This is a genomic window from Arthrobacter sp. P4_F11, from assembly GCF_056401395.1.
This window is the reverse complement of sequence record NZ_JBFUJK010000001.1, coordinates 544,282-559,416: the sequence shown is the minus strand read 5'-3', so window position 1 is coordinate 559,416 and position 15,135 is coordinate 544,282. Positions and strand designations below refer to the sequence as shown.

Here is a 15,135-nt window from a genome sequence, read left to right as displayed (position 1 = left end):
GATCGGCGGCGCGGCGCCGGATGGATGGCCAGGACTCCATTGCAGGGACAATGGAGGCGTGACTTCCGCGACCGCACCCCTGGACCCAGCCTGCCCGAAGGGGCTCTTCGACCTCGGCGCCATCGGGGCGGGCCTGGTTTTTGCGGAATCGCTGGGAGCCCTCACGGCGGCATTGCACGCCGGGGGTGCGGGGGCGTCCGCGGTGGTGCAGGCGCCTCCTGGCACAGGCAAGACGACACTGGTGCCGCCGCTGCTGGCCAACCTCGCCGCCGGCGGGAGGGGTGGGCGCCCGCGGATCGTGGTCACCCAGCCGCGCCGCGTCGCTGCCCGCGCGGCCGCCCGGCGCCTGGCCGCCCTGGACGGCACACGGCTCGGCGACCGCCTGGGCTACACGGTCCGCGGGGAACGACAGACGGGCCCGGGTACCGTGATCGAGTTCGTGACCCCCGGCATCCTGCTTCGCCGCCTCCTCGCGGACCCGGGGCTCGAGGGCACGGACGCCGTGATCCTCGATGAGGTCCACGAACGGGGACTGGAGACCGACCTCCTCGTTGGCATGCTCGCCGAAGTCCGACAGTTGCGCGGCGACCTCGCCCTCGTCGCCATGTCCGCCACCCTCGATGCCCCCCGCTTCGCCGCCTTGATCGGAGACGCGCTGATCGGTGGGGCGGCGGACGGAAACGCCGACGGCGGCCGCCCGGCACCGGTCATCGACTGTCCGTCCGCGCTGTTTCCGCTGGACGTGGAGTGGGCACCCGCGTCGGCGCCGCGGCTGGATGAGCGGGGCGTGGCCCGGGCCTTCCTGGACCACGTGGCCGACACGGCAGCGGCCGGCCACACGGCCGCGCTGGCGGGCGGACGGGACCTGGACGCCCTGGTGTTCGTTCCCGGCGCGTGGGAGGTTTCCTACGTGGCCGCGCGGCTCCGCGGCCGGAGCCGCGCCGAGATTCTGGAACTCCACGGCCAGGCCCCGCCGGCGGAGCAGGACCGCGCCGTCTCCGGGCGTGAGCCGGGCGGGACTGCCCGGATCATCGTTTCCACCGCACTCGCCGAGTCCTCCCTCACTGTTCCGGGCGTCCGGCTGGTCATCGATTCCGGGCTGTCCCGCGAGCCGCGGCGCGATTCCGGCCGCGGAATGTCCGGCCTCGTGACGGTGTCCTGCTCCCGGGCGTCCGCGGACCAGCGTGCCGGCCGTGCCGCACGCCAGGGCCCGGGCACGGTGATCCGCTGCTATGACCAGAGGGCCTTTGGTGCCGCCCCGGCGCACCCGACGCCGGAGATCGCAGCAGCTGACCTGACCGGCGCCGCCCTGGTCCTGGCCTGCTGGGGAGCCCCCGGCGGCCGGGGACTGGCACTGCCGGACGCGCCGCCCCGGGCCGCGATGGACGAAGCCGTCGAAGTGCTGCGGGAACTCGGCGCCGTCACCGCGGACGGTCACGCAACCGGGGTGGGCAAGACCCTGGCCCGGGTCCCGACTGACCCCCGGCTGGCCCGCGCCCTGCTGGACGGCGCCGCCACGGTGGGCTACCGCACGGCGGCCGAGGCCGTCGCCCTGGTCTCGGGGGACCAGCGCGCACCGGGCGCAGACCTCACCAGGCTGCTTGCCGCGCTGCGGACGGGCCGTGATCCCGGATCCCGGCGCTGGGCGGAGGACGTCCGGCGGATGGAGTCAATCGCCCGCCAGGAATCCACTGGTGTCGGCCACCAGGAGCCATCCGGCGCCGCGCCGGTTGCGTCTGCTAGGGCCGTTGGTGCCGCGGAGGCCGTCGGGTTCGTCGTCGCCCTGGCTTTTCCGGACCGGGTGGCGCGCCGCGTTCCGGGCCAGGGGCCGGCACAATACCTGCTGACCTCCGGAACCCGGGCCGGGTTGCCGGCCGGCAGCCCGCTGTTCGGGCACGAATGGCTGGGAGTGGCCGAAGTGTCCCGCGCACAAGGGCGCGACGCCGCGGGGACCGGTGCCGTCATCCGCTCGGCGGCGCCGCTGACCGCGGACAGCGCAGAGGCCGCCGCCGGCAATCTCCTGAGTGACACGCTGCAGGCGCGCTTTAGCCAGGGCCGGGTCTCGGCCCGGCGGGAGCGCCGCCTGGGCGCGATCGTGCTCTCGTCCACCCCGGTACGGCCTCCCGCGGAAGAGGGCCGCGCCGCTGTGGCCCGCGCCCTGGCCAGTGAGGGGCTGGCCACTATCGGATGGTCGAACGCGGCGGACGGCCTGCGCCGCCGTCTTGCCCTGCTGCACCGGGAGCTGGGCGGGGCATGGCCCGACGTTTCCGAGCCGGCGCTGCTCGCCCGGCTCCAGGACTGGCTGGCCCCGGAGCTCGCGGCGTTGGCGGGCGGGGCATCCACGGGCGGGATCGACCTCGCCGGCCCGCTGAGCCGGCTCCTGCCGTGGCCCGAGGCGGCCCGGCTGGGCGAACTGGCACCCGAGTCGCTGGCGGTCCCCAGCGGATCCCGGATCCGGATCGACTACCCGGACGCGGCAGACGCCACCGGCCGGCCCGTAGTGGCCGTCAAGCTGCAGGAGTGCTTTGGCTGGGCCGAGACGCCGCGGCTGGCCGACGGGCGGGTGCCGGTGCTGTTCCACCTGCTCTCGCCGGCCCGCCGGCCCCTGGCCGTGACAGACGATCTCGCATCCTTCTGGTCTGGGCCCTACGCCCAGGTCCGGGCCGAAATGCGCGGCCGCTATCCGCGGCATCCGTGGCCTGAAGACCCGTGGACCGCGCCCGCGACCGCCCGGACCAAGCCGCGGAACTGACGCCGGACCAGCAGCCCGGCGCTGCCAACTGACCACTCGCGCCGCCCGGGCAACAGGGGCATGATGAAGGAGCACGACGCCGCCGGGCCTCCTGGCCCGCGGGGCGCCGGTCAACCGGGCCGGTCAAACCTGCCCGTCAAATAAAAAATCAGCCACGCGATGAAGAGTGATGGCCATGCACCTTGCGTTCGTCTCCATTCCCGCCTACGGACACGTGAACCCGACCCTGCCGCTGGTGGCGGAGCTCGTGGCCCGGGGGCACAGGGTCACATACTTCACGTCCGCCGACTTCGGACCGCTGATCCGCAAGGCCGGCGCGGACTTTCACGCGTCCGGCGGGAACTGGATGGCATCGATGCCCGCACTGGGGCCCGGGCAGAGGGCGCAGGCGCACCTCATGCTGCCGATCATGCACCGCGTCTTCGAGGACCTCAGAACCAGCTTTCCGGCGCTGGTGGATCAACTCCGCCAGGACCCGCCGGACGCTATCTGCTTTGACGCGATGACGCTCAGCGGCAGCATGGCGGCGGAAAAGATCGGCGCCCCGGCCATTGCCCTCATGCCCACCTATGCCACCAACGAGCACTTCTCGCTGAGATCGCTGATGCCTGCCCCGCCACCGGACGGCGCCGATGAGATGGCCAAGGTTGCGCTGGCCATGGGCCGATTGCTGGCGGAGTTCGCGGCCGGGCAGGGCGTGCGGACACCGCGGATGTTCGATGGTCCGCCTGCGCCGTTCAACATCGTGTTCCTACCCCGCGAATTCCAGCCCATGGGGGCGACCTTCGATGACCGGTTCCGGTTTGTGGGTCCCAGCGTCGGCGGCCGGGACAGCGACGGCGAATGGGAGCGTGAGGGAACGGGACCGCTGTTGTTCATTTCGCTGGGCACCACCCCGCTGAACCGCCGGCCGGACTTCTTCCGGATGTGCCTTGATGCCTTCGGCGGAAGCGAGTGGGACGTCGCGATGGCCGTCGGGGACCAGACCAGCCTGGCCGATCTCGGAACGATTGCGCCGAACGTCCGGGTCCGGCCGTTCTTCCCGCAGGTGCAGGTACTGCGCCAGACCGCCGTCTTCATCACCCACGCCGGCATGAATTCGACCATGGAAGCGCTGTATTACGCCGTCCCGATGGTGGCCGTGCCGCAGCAGCCGGAACAGGCGGCCACCGCCCGCCGGCTGGAAGAACTGGGTCTCGGCATGCGCCTTGCGCCGGAGGACGTCGGGTCCGACGAGCTCCGGGCCGCGGTCACCGCGGTCCATACGGATGCGCAGGTCCGGCACAACCTGGCCGCGATGCGCGACATAGTCCGCAACGCGGGAGGAGCCGTGGCTGCCGCCGACGCCATCGAGGCGCGTGTGCAGCACGGGGCGGGCCGGTTCGGCGACGTCGGTTAGGCCGGGCCGTGACGCCAGACCGGTCAGGGGAGCGCGGCCGCGGGATTATCGCCGTGTGTCTTCAGGAAGTCGGCGACCGTCGCCGCCAGTGACGCCCCCGCCTCGTCGGCACTGCGCTTCGCGCCGGCAACGGCAAAGGAGTGGTCCCCGCCCTCGCGCCACTCCACGGTCGCGGACGGGCCGATTTTGGCCGCCACGGCCTCCAGCAGTTCCGGGGTGGCGAACGTGTCGCGCGTACCCTGCAGGAAGAGCATCGGCAGTGTCAGCCCGTAGAGGTGCTCGTCGCGGAGCTTTTCCGGTTTCCCCGGCGGGTGCAGCGGGTAGCCCAGATAGACCAACCCGGCGGCAGGCATGCCTTCTGCGACGGCCATTGAGGCCATCCGTCCGCCGAACGACTTCCCGGCGGCCCACACCGGCCGGCCGGCGGAACGGGATGCGGCGGCGTCCATGGCCGCCCGCCACGTAGCGATGGCGGCCGGCGGCCGGTCCGGGAATTTTCGTCCTGCCTCGCGGTAGGGGAAGTTGAAGCGCAGGGTGGCCACGCCGAGCTCGTTCAGGGCGCGGGTGAAGCCCACAAGGAACGGATGGTCCATTCCCGCCCCGGCGCCGTGGGCAACAACCAGGGTCGCGGAGGAGTCCTCGGGGCCGGCGAAGACGCCCGACACTGCGGCGTCGCCGACTTCAAGGGTGATCGGGAACTCGGGCGTTGTCATGTGTCCATCATGCCGGGTAGAACGGCTGTTCCGCTCTTCAACTGTTCACGCCGCCGGGGTAGGTTGTCCCCATGGCCAAGGAAGAAGTCCACCTCACCGTCAGCGGTCCGCACGGCGACCGGGAGTTGCGGGTGTCGAGCCCGGCGAGGGTCGTCTGGCCCGGCCCGGGACTGACCAAGCTGGACCTGGCCCGGTACATGGTGGACGTCGGGGACGCCTTCCTGGCCGCGAACGGGGACCGGCCGGTAACGCTCCAGCGGTTCAAGGACACGGTGGACGGCGAGCAGTTCTTCTCCAAGAACCCGCCCAGGGGGGCCCCGGACTTCATCCGCGCGGTCGACGTCGTCTATCCCAGCGGACGCACGCACCCCCAGCTGGTCATTGACGAAATCGCCGCCGCGGTGTGGGCGGTGCAGATGAATACGGTGGTCTTCCACCCCTGGGCCTCCCGGGCCGGCAAACCGGATTATCCGGACGAGTTGCGGATCGACCTCGACCCGCAGCCCGGTACCGGCTTCGCCGAGGCCGTTCCGGTTGCACGGGAGCTGCGGCGCGTACTCGCGGAGGCCGGGCTGGAGGCCTTCATCAAGACCTCGGGGAACCGGGGACTTCACGTCTTTGCCCCCATCGAGCCGACCCGGGAGTTCCTGGACGTGCGGCACGCCGTCATCGCGGCAGCCCGCGAACTCGAACGTCGCATGCCCGCGCAGGTCACCACCGCGTGGTGGAAAGAGGAACGCGGCGCCCGCATCTTCGTCGACTTCAACCAGGCGAACCGCGACCGCACGATCGCGGGGGCCTACAGCCCGCGCGCACTCGCCAACGCGACAGTGTCGTGCCCGGTTCGCTGGGAGGAGCTCGGATCCGTCGATCCGGCTGACTTTACGATCGCCACCGTTCCGGAGCGGCTCAAAGCCTCCGGCGATCCCTGGGAGGACATGCACGCCGGCGGCGCGGGCTCCGTCGATCTTCTGCTGGAATGGTGGAACAGGGACCTCGAGGCCGGGTTGGGGGAGCTGCCGTTCCCGCCGGACTTCCCGAAGATGCCGGGGGAACCGCCGCGGGTGCAGCCCAGCCGGGCGCGCAACAGCGGCTGAAGCTGATAGCGCGGACGGGCAACCGCCGCAGGCCCATCCGTGGCCGCGCCCGCCTCGAATTACGTGCATGAGCAAGGCGGAGAAGAAGAAACTGCGGTATTGCGACTACTACTGCTTCATGTCGCTGAAGGACTTCGCGGCCTGGGTCGACGCCGACGACGACCGCGAACCCGCCATGTCCTACGCCGCGCCCCCTACCAGGTAAGCTCCTGGGCCTTTATTTCGTAGTGGCCGTCCCGCTCGGTGAACGTCGCCCGGTACCCGCGTTTGACCCCGTTAACCACCATCTGGCAATCCGTATGCGTGTTGACCCTGATGTCCGGGAAGTTTTTGCACTCCACTTCGGAAATCGTGACCCCGGGGTCCGTGGGTTTGGCGCGGGCCTTGATCCGTTCTGCCAGAACCTTGCCGCTGGTCTGCGGATCGAAGACCACTACCGACGGCGGGGCCGTCGCCGTCACCGTGGTTGTGGGGCCCGGTATGGCCGGGGGAGCGCCGCAACCCGTCATCAGGAGCGCCGCACCCAAGCTTGCTGCACATGCAGTTCTGAATAAGTTCATCGTCGATCACGTCCGTCCGACGCACGAGCACAGGGCTGCCCGAGACCCAGGCTGCCAGAGACAACGATGCCCGGACGGGCTTGGGGAATCCTTGGCCCTGCGGCCGCGGGTCTAGCGGTGGGAACGGACGGCGCGAAGTATGCCGCGGATCGACACGCCAACGGCGCACACCAGAGGGGCCAGCGCCACCAGAACGACGACGGTGTTGGGCCGGAACGTCATGCGGCCCGAGGAGCCCTTGGCGTAGACGCCCAGGGGCAAGACGAAGCCGCCGCCCCCGCCTCCACTTCCGCCGCTGCCGGGCTGGGCGTCTTCCGGGCTGCTGCCTCCGCCGAAGCCGAAGGACACCACCGCTACCGGGACGATCTCTTCTCCTGCGATGTTCACGGCGGGCCCGTAGGCCCGGGACACACCGACATTCTTGAACGTGTCCACGAGGGACGAGAAAGACTCAGACATAGGACACACCATAGGCAACAGCACCGCCACGCGCCAGAGCCGTTCGCCGCTGATGCTTTGGGAAGGCGTGGTGTGCAGGGAGGAGGGGAGGGGACGGGGAAAGGAATCGGAACCAAAGCTCTGGTTGCCGGGCGTGTCATGCCCTTAGATTTGGAACTGGCGCGGCTCAGCCCGCACCACCGGAGACGAGGCACTGGAATTGAGGCACTGGACATGACGGCATCCACGAATGCGGCTTCACGGCTGGCCGACGCGCTGGCGATCATCCTTGGCACCGACGCCATCCCCCTGCGGCTGAAAGCCTGGGACGGCTCGGAAGCGGGACCGGAAGACGCTCCAGTCGTCGTTTTCCGCTCCCGGCGGGCACTTCGACGGATGCTGTGGTCCCCAGGGCAGCTTGGACTGAGCCGCGCGTACGTGGCCGGCGATATCGAGGCACCCGGCGACATCTTCGCCGCCTTCGCGGCCATCAGCGCGGCGGGAAAGTTCGCCGAGCCCGGCCCGTTCCGGCCGCCGACACCCGGCGAGGTGTTCGCGCTGGTCAAAACAGCCGTCCGGCTCGGCGCGCTCGGAACGAACCCGGCACCGCCGCCGGAGGAAGCGCGCGTGAGCAGGCACGGGCGGCGGCATTCCAAGGGGCGCGATGCCGCGGCCATTTCCCACCATTACGACGTCGGGAACGACTTTTACGCCCTCGTCCTGGGCCCTTCCCTGGCGTACTCGTGCGCGGTCTGGGAGTCGGAGGAGACCGGGCTTGACGCCGCCCAGAGCGCCAAGCTCGATCTGGTCTGCCGCAAGTTGGGGCTCCGGCCGGGCATGCGGGTTCTGGATGTGGGATGCGGTTGGGGCAGCCTGGCGCTGCATGCCGCGCAACACTATGGGGCCGACGTCGTCGGCGTGACGCTCTCGGTCGAACAGGCGGCCCTGGCCCGCAAGCGGGCGGCGGACGCCGGACTCACGGACCGGGTGGACATCCGGGTGCAGGACTACCGCGACGTGGACGACGGGCCGTTCGACGCGATCAGCTCCATCGGCATGTCAGAGCATGTAGGGCGCGAGCAGATCCAGCACTATTCTTCCCACCTGCAAGGCCTGCTCCGGCCGGGAGGACGGCTGCTCAACCACGCGATTTCCTGGAACGCCGGCGCGACCCCGCCGGACCCTGACTCCTTCATTCCCCGTTATGTATTCCCGGACGGCGAGATGCTCAGCCTCTCTGAGATGGTCGCGGCACTCGAATCGGCGGGCCTGGAGATCATGGACGTCGAGGCGTTGCGGCCCCACTATGCCCTGACGCTCAGGGCGTGGGTGCGGAACCTGGAGGAGCACTGGGACGAGGCCGTGCGCTTGGCCGGGCTGGGAAGGGCCCGGGTGTGGCGGCTCTACATGGCCGCGAGCGCTCTCGGCTTCGAGGCCGGCATCACGGGCGTGAACCAGATCCTGGTCCAGCGCCCGGGCGGCGCGGAACCCCCATTGCGCCGTTCGGCCTGGATGTGAGGCCCGGTCCTGGAAGTTCAGGCCGTGTGCCGAAGGCTGACCCGCGGACCGCGCGAAGCTAGGCTGTCATCATGAGCAATACCGAAGTCGGGCCCCAGGAAATCCTCTGCGAAACGGACGGGACCTTCGCCGGCGTCGAACTCCTGGTTCCGCGGCAGGTCCCGCTGGGCGGCCCGCGCGCGATGGATGTGCGGCGCACCCTTCCGCAGCGCCAGCGCAGCCTCATTGGGGCGTGGTGCTTCCTGGACCACTACGGCCCGGACCAGGTCGGCGATTCCGGCGGCATGAAAGTCCCGCGCCACCCGCACACCGGGCTTCAAACCGTCAGCTGGCTGTTCACAGGCGAGATCGAACACCGGGATTCGGCCGGCTTCCACGCAGCGGTGCGGCCCGGTGAAGTGAACCTCATGACCGCCGGCCGCGGCATCAGCCACTCGGAATTTTCCACCCCGGACACCACCGTCCTGCACGGCGCGCAGCTGTGGGTGGCGCTGCCGGACACGGCACGCCACATGGCCCCCACCTTTGAGCACTACCGTCCGGAGCCGGTCAGCGGAAACGGCTGGACCGTGCGCGTCTTCCTGGGCTCGCTCGCCGGGTCCGTCTCGCCCGTCACCACCCACACACCCCTGCTCGGTGCCGAGCTCCTGCTCGAAGCGGGGACGGAGCTGACGCTCGCAACAGATGCGTCCTTCGAACACGGCCTGCTCGTGGACTCGGGCAACCTTGCCCTGGACGGGCAGCCGGTGCCGAAGGACAACCTCGCGTACCTGCCCGTAGGCCACGGGTCCCTGACCCTGGTCGCGGGCAGCGAGGGAGCCCGCGTTCTCCTGATCGGCGGAGAGCCGCTGGGCGAAAAAATCGTGATGTGGTGGAACTTCGTCGGCCGCAGCCATGAGGAGATCGTTGCGTACAGGACCCAGTGGCAGTCCGAGATCGGCGCGGACGCCGGCACTGGGGACGCCGGCGGCCGAGCATCCGACCTGCGGTTCGGTCCGTTCCCGCCCGGCGGCCCCGCCGCTCTCCCGGCCCCGGCCCTGCCGAATGCCCGCATCCGGCCCCGCGGCTGACCTGTCCATTCCGGCAGGCCCATACTGGCAAGCCCCGCCGGCCCTGCACCCGTAAGCCCGACTGCCGGGCCAATCCGGCCCGCTCAAGGAGACCATATTGACCACGATCACCATCAGTAGCAACCCGCAGCGCAGCCGTTTCGAAGTACTCGACGCCGGCACCGTGATCGGCCAGGCCGCTTACGTGGACGACCTCGGGGCGGGCCAGCGGATTTTCTACCACACGGAGATCAACGAGGAATATGGCGGCCGCGGGCTGGCCGGGGTGCTGGCCACGCAGGCACTCGATGAGACTATCGCCGCGGGCCTCACGATCGTTCCGGTGTGTCCCTACATCAAGAAGTACCTAAGCAAGCACCCCGGCTACGCGGCGCACGTGGTACCGCCGGCCCCGGCGCATCTGCGGTTCCTGAGCGCCTCGCTGGCTCAACGCGTCCGGCAGTAGCCGCCCCGGGACACATGCGCCTATGGACTCACGTGTGCGCGATGAACCGCTCCACACGCCGGTCCGGGATGAGCCAGATCGCGGCGACCACCGAATAGGCGGCGATCCCCAAGAGCGGGTTCACCAGGCTGAGCCCCATCCCGGCGATGTAGAGCGCGGGCGATCCCTTGCCCTTCCAGTCCTGCCCCATGGCCCGGTCCAGCGCGCCGCCGCGTCCCTGCTGGCGGATCAGGGTTGTTTTCAGGATGTAGTAGGCAATGGCGGCGAACAGCAGGTCCAGCCCATAGACGAGGACGGGTACCTCCGCCAGGCCCGTGTCATTTATCCACCGGGTAGTGAAGGGAATGAGGGAGAGCCAGAACAGCAGATGCAGGTTTGCCCAGAGCACCCCACCGTTGATCCGCCCGGCCAGATGCAGCATGTGGTGGTGGTTGTTCCAGTAGATCCCGACATAGATGAAGCTCAGCAGGTAGCTGAGCAGCGTCGGAAGCTCGTGAAGCAGGGCCGGCCAGGTCGGTTCGGCGGGGACGTGAAGCTCCAGCACCATGATGGTGATGACGATCGCCAGCACCCCGTCGCTGAAGGCCTCCAGCCGGTTCTTGTTCATGGGCCGCCTTTAATCAGGGCATCGTGGCAGATGCAACGAGGAACTGCCGACGCCGTGACGTGCGGTTCGTAAGTAAGGGTACTAGTCCCGGGTCCCTGCTTCGAGTTCTTCCTCCGCCATTTCGAGGGCAAAGCCCAGCGCCTGGACGAGATTGGTGGTCGCCGCCACGATCCGGGGAGTGCCGACGATGGGTGCAACGGCGATCAGGACGCCGCGGACATCCTCCAAGGTGATGCCTACGTCCACGGCGGTACCGGCGTTGAACAGGTAGGAGGCGCCCGGGGCGTCGACCGCCGCGAGCGCCGCAATCCGGGCCAGCATCAGTTCGCGAGGCTCAAGGGTGGAGCGTTCGAGCGAAACGGCGGTGATGTCGGCGAGGACGGCGAGAACAGGTGCTTCTTCTTCGGCCATGGTTATGTCTCCATCTGGTTTCAGTGTTGTGCGCCGAGTGACGCGACGTGAGCGGATCGGCCCGACTCGTCATGAACGTAACCCGCCACGACCAGGGGTGGCATCACCCGAACCGCATGAATCGATTGGTCAGTCGCCCGGCTGCGGAACAGATGGCGTTTTAAGCCTGCGCTGCGGGATCCATCAGCGATGCGTTGACGATGGGCCGGTTCGGGGCCAGAATCGCAGTAGCTTGAGCCGGGACGCATTGGCGCGCTCGGCGGGGACTGACCCAGGCAAGCAGTGCCGGTGGCGGTTCCGGACCTAATAGGGAGGTCGCCGATCATGGCCGAGACCAAAAAAGTCAAGCATCCGAGCGTCGAGGAGCGTGCTGCGAAGGGAAAGGGGCGCCGGGAAAAGACGCCCGTCTCCAGCCACACAGGCTGGGTTCCCGCGTCCGACCGCCCGGATCCGGTCGCGCTGCTCGAGGAACAGAACCTCACCCGCGAACAGGACCTCGTTCCGGTGAGGCACGGCCGGATGCTGGTCTCACCTTTCACGTTCTACCGGGGGGCCGCCAAGATCATGGCAACCGATCTGAAAGACACTCCCCGGGCCGGCCTGGTGTCCCAACTGTGCGGGGACGCCCATCTATCCAACTTTGGCGTCTTCGCCTCACCAGAGCGAACCCTGTTGTTCGATCTCAACGATTTCGACGAAACTCTGCCGGGCCCATTCGAGTACGACGTCAAACGCATGGCCGCGAGCTTCACCATCGCGGCGCGGAACAACGCGTTCACCAAGGAAGAAACGCGCGACGCGACACTCACCGCCGTTCGGGCTTACCGCGAGGCGATGGCAGAGTTCGCACAGATGGGCACCCTGGACATCTGGTACGCCCGTCTGTCCGAGGAACAGCTGATGGAAACCATTGAGCTGGCCGTGGCAACTCAAAAGGGCAAGGCCCTCAAGAAGGCAGCCCACGGCATGGAAAAGACGGCGAAACAGAACGTCGCCAAGGCCCACACCCGCGACAGCCTGCAGGCACTCTCCAAGCTCGCCGAGCGGGTGGACGGGGAGTACCGGATCGTCAGCCAGCCGCCGATCGTCATTCCCTCACGGGAGCTGGGTGAATCATTCGGCATGTCTGCGGATGGGATCCAGAAAGCGGTTCGTGAGCAGCTCCGTTCCTACCGGGCCACGCTGCCAGACGACCGACGGATCTTGCTGGAGCGCTTCGAAGTCATCGACGTTGCACGCAAGGTGGTGGGCGTCGGCAGTGTCGGCACGCGGGCGTTCATCGCCTTGCTCCAGGGCCGCGATGAGCAGGATCCGCTGTTTCTGCAGGTCAAGGAGGCGACGAGGTCGGTGCTCGAGGACCATTTGCCGAAGAGCAAGTTCAAGCAGCCGGGCGAGCGCGTGGTGCAGGGGCAGCGGATGATGCAGGCCGCGAGTGACATCTTCCTGGGATGGACCAAGGGGGTACAGGACAACCGGTACCTGTATTGGCGCCAACTGCGTGACATGAAGGGCTCAGCCATTGTGGAAGGGATGAAGCCGCTCGGCATGACCTTCTATGCCGACGCCTGCGGCTGGACGCTGGCGCGGGCCCACGCCCGGTCCGGCGACCCCATCGCGATCGCGTCCTACCTCGGTAAGAGTGACAAGTTCGAACGCTCCATCACCGACTTCTCCGAGCGGTACGCGGACCAGAACGAAAAGGACTACGAGGCCTTCGCCGATGCGGTTCGCTCGGGGCGGCTGGAAGCTACTGAGGGCCTCTGAGTCCGAATGCTCATCGGATGGCTGCGCCGTGGGTGAACGGCTCGAAGGACGGCAGGTTTCGCTCTGGATCGCCACATCCGGTACCACCCGCTATCCCTCCCTGGACACGGATCTTGAGGTCGACGTCGCCGTCGTCGGGGGAGGGATCGCCGGCCTGACGGCGGCGCTGGCCCTCAAGCGCGCCGGCAGCACCGTCGCGGTCCTGGAGGCAGCCCGGATTGGCACCGGCGTCACGGGGCACACCACCGGCAAGGTCACCTCCCTGCACCGGCTGGCTTACACCGAACTCGCGGACCGGCACGGACCGGACGTCGCGGGCACGTACGGCCAGGCCAACCAGGCCGCCATCGAGCACATTGCGCGTGTCGTCGCGGAGGAGGGCATCGACTGCGACTTCCGCAGGGTATCCAATTACACCTACGCCGAATCCGACGACGCCCTCGGCCGGGTCCGCGGCGAGGCGGCCCTGGCCGGGCGGCTCGGCCTGCCAGCGGTCTTTACCTCCGAGGTGCCGCTGCCGTTCGGTGCCCGGGGCGCAGTCCGGTTCGACGGCCAGGCGCAACTTCACGCGGTCAAGTACCTCCAAGGACTCGCCCGCGCCGTGGACGGGAGCGGAAGCCATGTGCTGGAGGACTCGCGCGTCACCTCGGTCCGCGACGGGGTGCCCGCCGTCGTCGGGACCGGGAGCGGCACCGTCCGGGCCCGCGAGGTGATCATTGCCACCAACGTCCCCGTTGGCGACGCCGGCCTGTTTGCCGAGCGCTGCTACCTGCACCGTTCCTACGTCGTTGCCAGCCGGGCACCTGCCGTGCCCCTGGACGGGACCTTCATCAGCGTCGACGAGCCGATGCGCTCCATCCTGGCGATCGACATTGAGGGCTCCCGGTTCGTTCTCACCGGCGGCGAGGGGCACCGTGCCGCCGAGGCCAGCGATGCCGCCGAGCGGTACCGCCGGCTCGCGGTTTTCTCCCGGGAACGCCTCGGCGCCGGGGAGACCATCTTCCGCTGGTCCACGCAGGACAACATGCCCGTCGACGGGTTGCCCTACGCCGGGACTTTGACTCCGACGGCGGCGCACCTTCATGTGATCACCGGCCTGCGAAAATGGGGCCTGACCAACGGCACCGCTGCGGCCTTGATCCTGGCCGACACCCTGTCGGGCCGGCACAACCCCTGGGCCGCGGTTTTCGATACCAACCGCCCTTCCGCCGGCCAGGCAGGCGGGGTGCGGCAGCAACCGGACCAGCCGCCCCCACACCGGCTGCCGGATCAACCGGCCGTCGCCGGGCTGCGACCCGGCGAAGGCACCGTCGTGGAGATCGACGGCGAAATGACCGCCGTCTACGCTGGCGCTGCCGGGGACCTCCTCGCCGTCTCGGCCATCTGCACGCATCTGGGCTGCACGGTCGCGTTCAACGCGGACGATTCGACGTGGGACTGCCCCTGTCACGGCTCGCGGTTTGCCGCCGACGGCGCCGTCATCCAGGGCCCGGCGACGATGGACCTGGCACCGAGACCCGCACCGCGTTAGGTTCCTGCGGGTGAACCGGCCCGTGTGGCGGGGGAGTCGGCGGCCGAAGCGCGGCTGGCCCGGAGCCGTTCCAGCTTGACCACGTCCCGCCCGAATGAAAAGTCCAGCAACCCAAGCGCCAGCCCGAGCACCATGGCTCCCAGCGCCGGAGGCACCCCCGGCAACAGGGCGAACAGCAGGGCCGCCGGCTGGGTGGCTCCGATGACCCTGCGGACGGTGCTGGACGGCAGCGGGTTCTTCAGGGACGGCCGGAACCAGGCCGCTGCGAGGAACGCGTAGTACATCAGGCCGATGCCCAGGGGCCACAGGCCGAACTTTCCCGCCGCCGCGCAGGACAGCACCAGGACCAGCGCGGCGTCCGTATCCGAATCCAGGCGCGAACCCTCGGCCGTGGCACAGCCCGTGAACCTGGCCACCCGTCCGTCCACGGCATCGAGCAGGAACGCGGCCGTGCCCAGGACCACCACCAGAAGGCTCGGTCCGGCTCCGGCGACCAACCCCACCACCGTTTCGGCGGCACAGCAGGCCACGATGCCGGCCCTGCCGAGGGTGACGCGGTCCGCTGGGGTGGAAAAACGGGGTTTCCGTCGCAGAACGGAGCCGGCGGCCCGGGTGATCACCGCGGCCCCCGCCGCCAGGGCCAGGAGCCAGGGAACAGGATCCGTGAGGACCGCCGCGGCGAGCCAGGCCCAGACCACAAGATAGGCGCCGACGGCGGTGCCGGCATCCGCCACGGCACGGCGGGCGGCTGCCGATCCCGGCCCGGTCTGCCCTGCCGCCGGGGCGGCGGTGCCCGTCGTCGGTTCTGCAGGCCGGTTTCCGGGCACGTT

General features: G+C 69.3%; 15 protein-coding genes. 9 read left to right on the top strand and 6 right to left on the bottom strand.

Annotation, left to right across the window (positions count from 1 at the left end):
* Positions 1 to 58 precede the first annotated feature (58 nt).
* Both hrpB and AC1DRO_RS02670 read left to right on the top strand, forming a co-directional pair.
* On the top strand, positions 59 to 2,752 hold the full coding sequence (gene hrpB / locus AC1DRO_RS02675; RefSeq protein ID WP_476949700.1) for an ATP-dependent helicase HrpB: 2,694 nt from the start codon (positions 59 to 61) through the stop codon (positions 2,750 to 2,752).
* Between the two features lie 175 nt (positions 2,753 to 2,927).
* Positions 2,928 to 4,151, top strand: a complete 1,224-nt coding sequence (locus tag AC1DRO_RS02670) for a macrolide family glycosyltransferase (RefSeq protein WP_476949699.1) — start codon at positions 2,928 to 2,930, stop codon at positions 4,149 to 4,151.
* A gap of 23 nt (positions 4,152 to 4,174) precedes the next feature.
* Here the strand turns inward: AC1DRO_RS02670 and AC1DRO_RS02665 are convergent, their stop codons facing one another.
* Positions 4,175 to 4,864: an alpha/beta hydrolase family protein gene (locus AC1DRO_RS02665; RefSeq protein ID WP_476949698.1), complete on the bottom strand. Its 690-nt coding sequence runs from the start codon at positions 4,862 to 4,864 to the stop codon at positions 4,175 to 4,177.
* Positions 4,865 to 4,935: 71 nt separating this feature from the next.
* On the opposite strand from AC1DRO_RS02665, the gene ligD reads away from it, so the two are divergent.
* Both ligD and AC1DRO_RS02655 read left to right on the top strand, forming a co-directional pair.
* Complete coding sequence (ligD, locus tag AC1DRO_RS02660; RefSeq protein ID WP_476949697.1) at positions 4,936 to 5,961, top strand: non-homologous end-joining DNA ligase; 1,026 nt, start codon at positions 4,936 to 4,938, stop codon at positions 5,959 to 5,961.
* 67 nt (positions 5,962 to 6,028) lie between these two features.
* On the top strand, positions 6,029 to 6,166 hold the full coding sequence (locus AC1DRO_RS02655) for a hypothetical protein (RefSeq protein WP_476949696.1): 138 nt from the start codon (positions 6,029 to 6,031) through the stop codon (positions 6,164 to 6,166).
* Here AC1DRO_RS02655 and AC1DRO_RS02650 read toward each other — a convergent pair.
* Together AC1DRO_RS02650 and AC1DRO_RS02645 are read right to left on the bottom strand one after the other, a co-directional pair.
* Entirely contained in the window at positions 6,156 to 6,422 is a 267-nt protein-coding gene (locus AC1DRO_RS02650; RefSeq protein ID WP_079549757.1) for a hypothetical protein, read from the bottom strand. The two genes, AC1DRO_RS02655 and AC1DRO_RS02650, sit on opposite strands and share 11 nt — an antisense overlap.
* A gap of 210 nt (positions 6,423 to 6,632) precedes the next feature.
* Entirely contained in the window at positions 6,633 to 6,980 is a 348-nt protein-coding gene (locus AC1DRO_RS02645) for a hypothetical protein (protein ID WP_476949695.1), read from the bottom strand.
* A 213-nt stretch (positions 6,981 to 7,193) separates the two neighbouring features.
* Between AC1DRO_RS02645 and AC1DRO_RS02640 the strand changes: the two genes are divergently transcribed.
* The 3 genes from AC1DRO_RS02640 (at position 7,194) to AC1DRO_RS02630 (ending at position 9,992) form a co-directional block, all read left to right on the top strand.
* Complete coding sequence (locus AC1DRO_RS02640; protein ID WP_476949694.1) at positions 7,194 to 8,477, top strand: class I SAM-dependent methyltransferase; 1,284 nt, start codon at positions 7,194 to 7,196, stop codon at positions 8,475 to 8,477.
* Between the two features lie 71 nt (positions 8,478 to 8,548).
* Entirely contained in the window at positions 8,549 to 9,547 is a 999-nt protein-coding gene (locus tag AC1DRO_RS02635; RefSeq protein WP_476949693.1) for a pirin family protein, read from the top strand.
* A 97-nt stretch (positions 9,548 to 9,644) separates the two neighbouring features.
* Complete coding sequence (locus AC1DRO_RS02630; RefSeq protein ID WP_476949692.1) at positions 9,645 to 9,992, top strand: GNAT family N-acetyltransferase; 348 nt, start codon at positions 9,645 to 9,647, stop codon at positions 9,990 to 9,992.
* A gap of 28 nt (positions 9,993 to 10,020) precedes the next feature.
* On the opposite strand, the gene AC1DRO_RS02625 is transcribed toward AC1DRO_RS02630, so the two are convergent.
* Both AC1DRO_RS02625 and AC1DRO_RS02620 read right to left on the bottom strand, forming a co-directional pair.
* Positions 10,021 to 10,599 carry a TMEM175 family protein gene (locus AC1DRO_RS02625; RefSeq protein ID WP_028276784.1) on the bottom strand — a complete coding sequence of 193 codons (579 nt, stop codon included), beginning with the start codon at positions 10,597 to 10,599 and terminating at the stop codon, positions 10,021 to 10,023.
* Positions 10,600 to 10,680: 81 nt separating this feature from the next.
* Entirely contained in the window at positions 10,681 to 11,010 is a 330-nt protein-coding gene (locus tag AC1DRO_RS02620; protein ID WP_028276785.1) for a carboxymuconolactone decarboxylase family protein, read from the bottom strand.
* A gap of 324 nt (positions 11,011 to 11,334) precedes the next feature.
* Here AC1DRO_RS02620 and AC1DRO_RS02615 point away from each other — a divergent pair, with 324 nt between their 5' ends.
* Together AC1DRO_RS02615 and AC1DRO_RS02610 are read left to right on the top strand one after the other, a co-directional pair.
* Complete coding sequence (locus AC1DRO_RS02615) at positions 11,335 to 12,774, top strand: DUF2252 domain-containing protein (RefSeq protein WP_476949691.1); 1,440 nt, start codon at positions 11,335 to 11,337, stop codon at positions 12,772 to 12,774.
* A gap of 28 nt (positions 12,775 to 12,802) precedes the next feature.
* Positions 12,803 to 14,305 carry an FAD-dependent oxidoreductase gene (locus AC1DRO_RS02610; RefSeq protein ID WP_476949690.1) on the top strand — a complete coding sequence of 501 codons (1,503 nt, stop codon included), beginning with the start codon at positions 12,803 to 12,805 and terminating at the stop codon, positions 14,303 to 14,305.
* On the opposite strand, the gene AC1DRO_RS02605 is transcribed toward AC1DRO_RS02610, so the two are convergent.
* Positions 14,302 to 15,132 carry a CDP-alcohol phosphatidyltransferase family protein gene (locus AC1DRO_RS02605; protein ID WP_476949689.1) on the bottom strand — a complete coding sequence of 277 codons (831 nt, stop codon included), beginning with the start codon at positions 15,130 to 15,132 and terminating at the stop codon, positions 14,302 to 14,304. The genes AC1DRO_RS02610 and AC1DRO_RS02605 overlap by 4 nt on opposite strands.
* Positions 15,133 to 15,135: the final 3 nt, after the last annotated feature.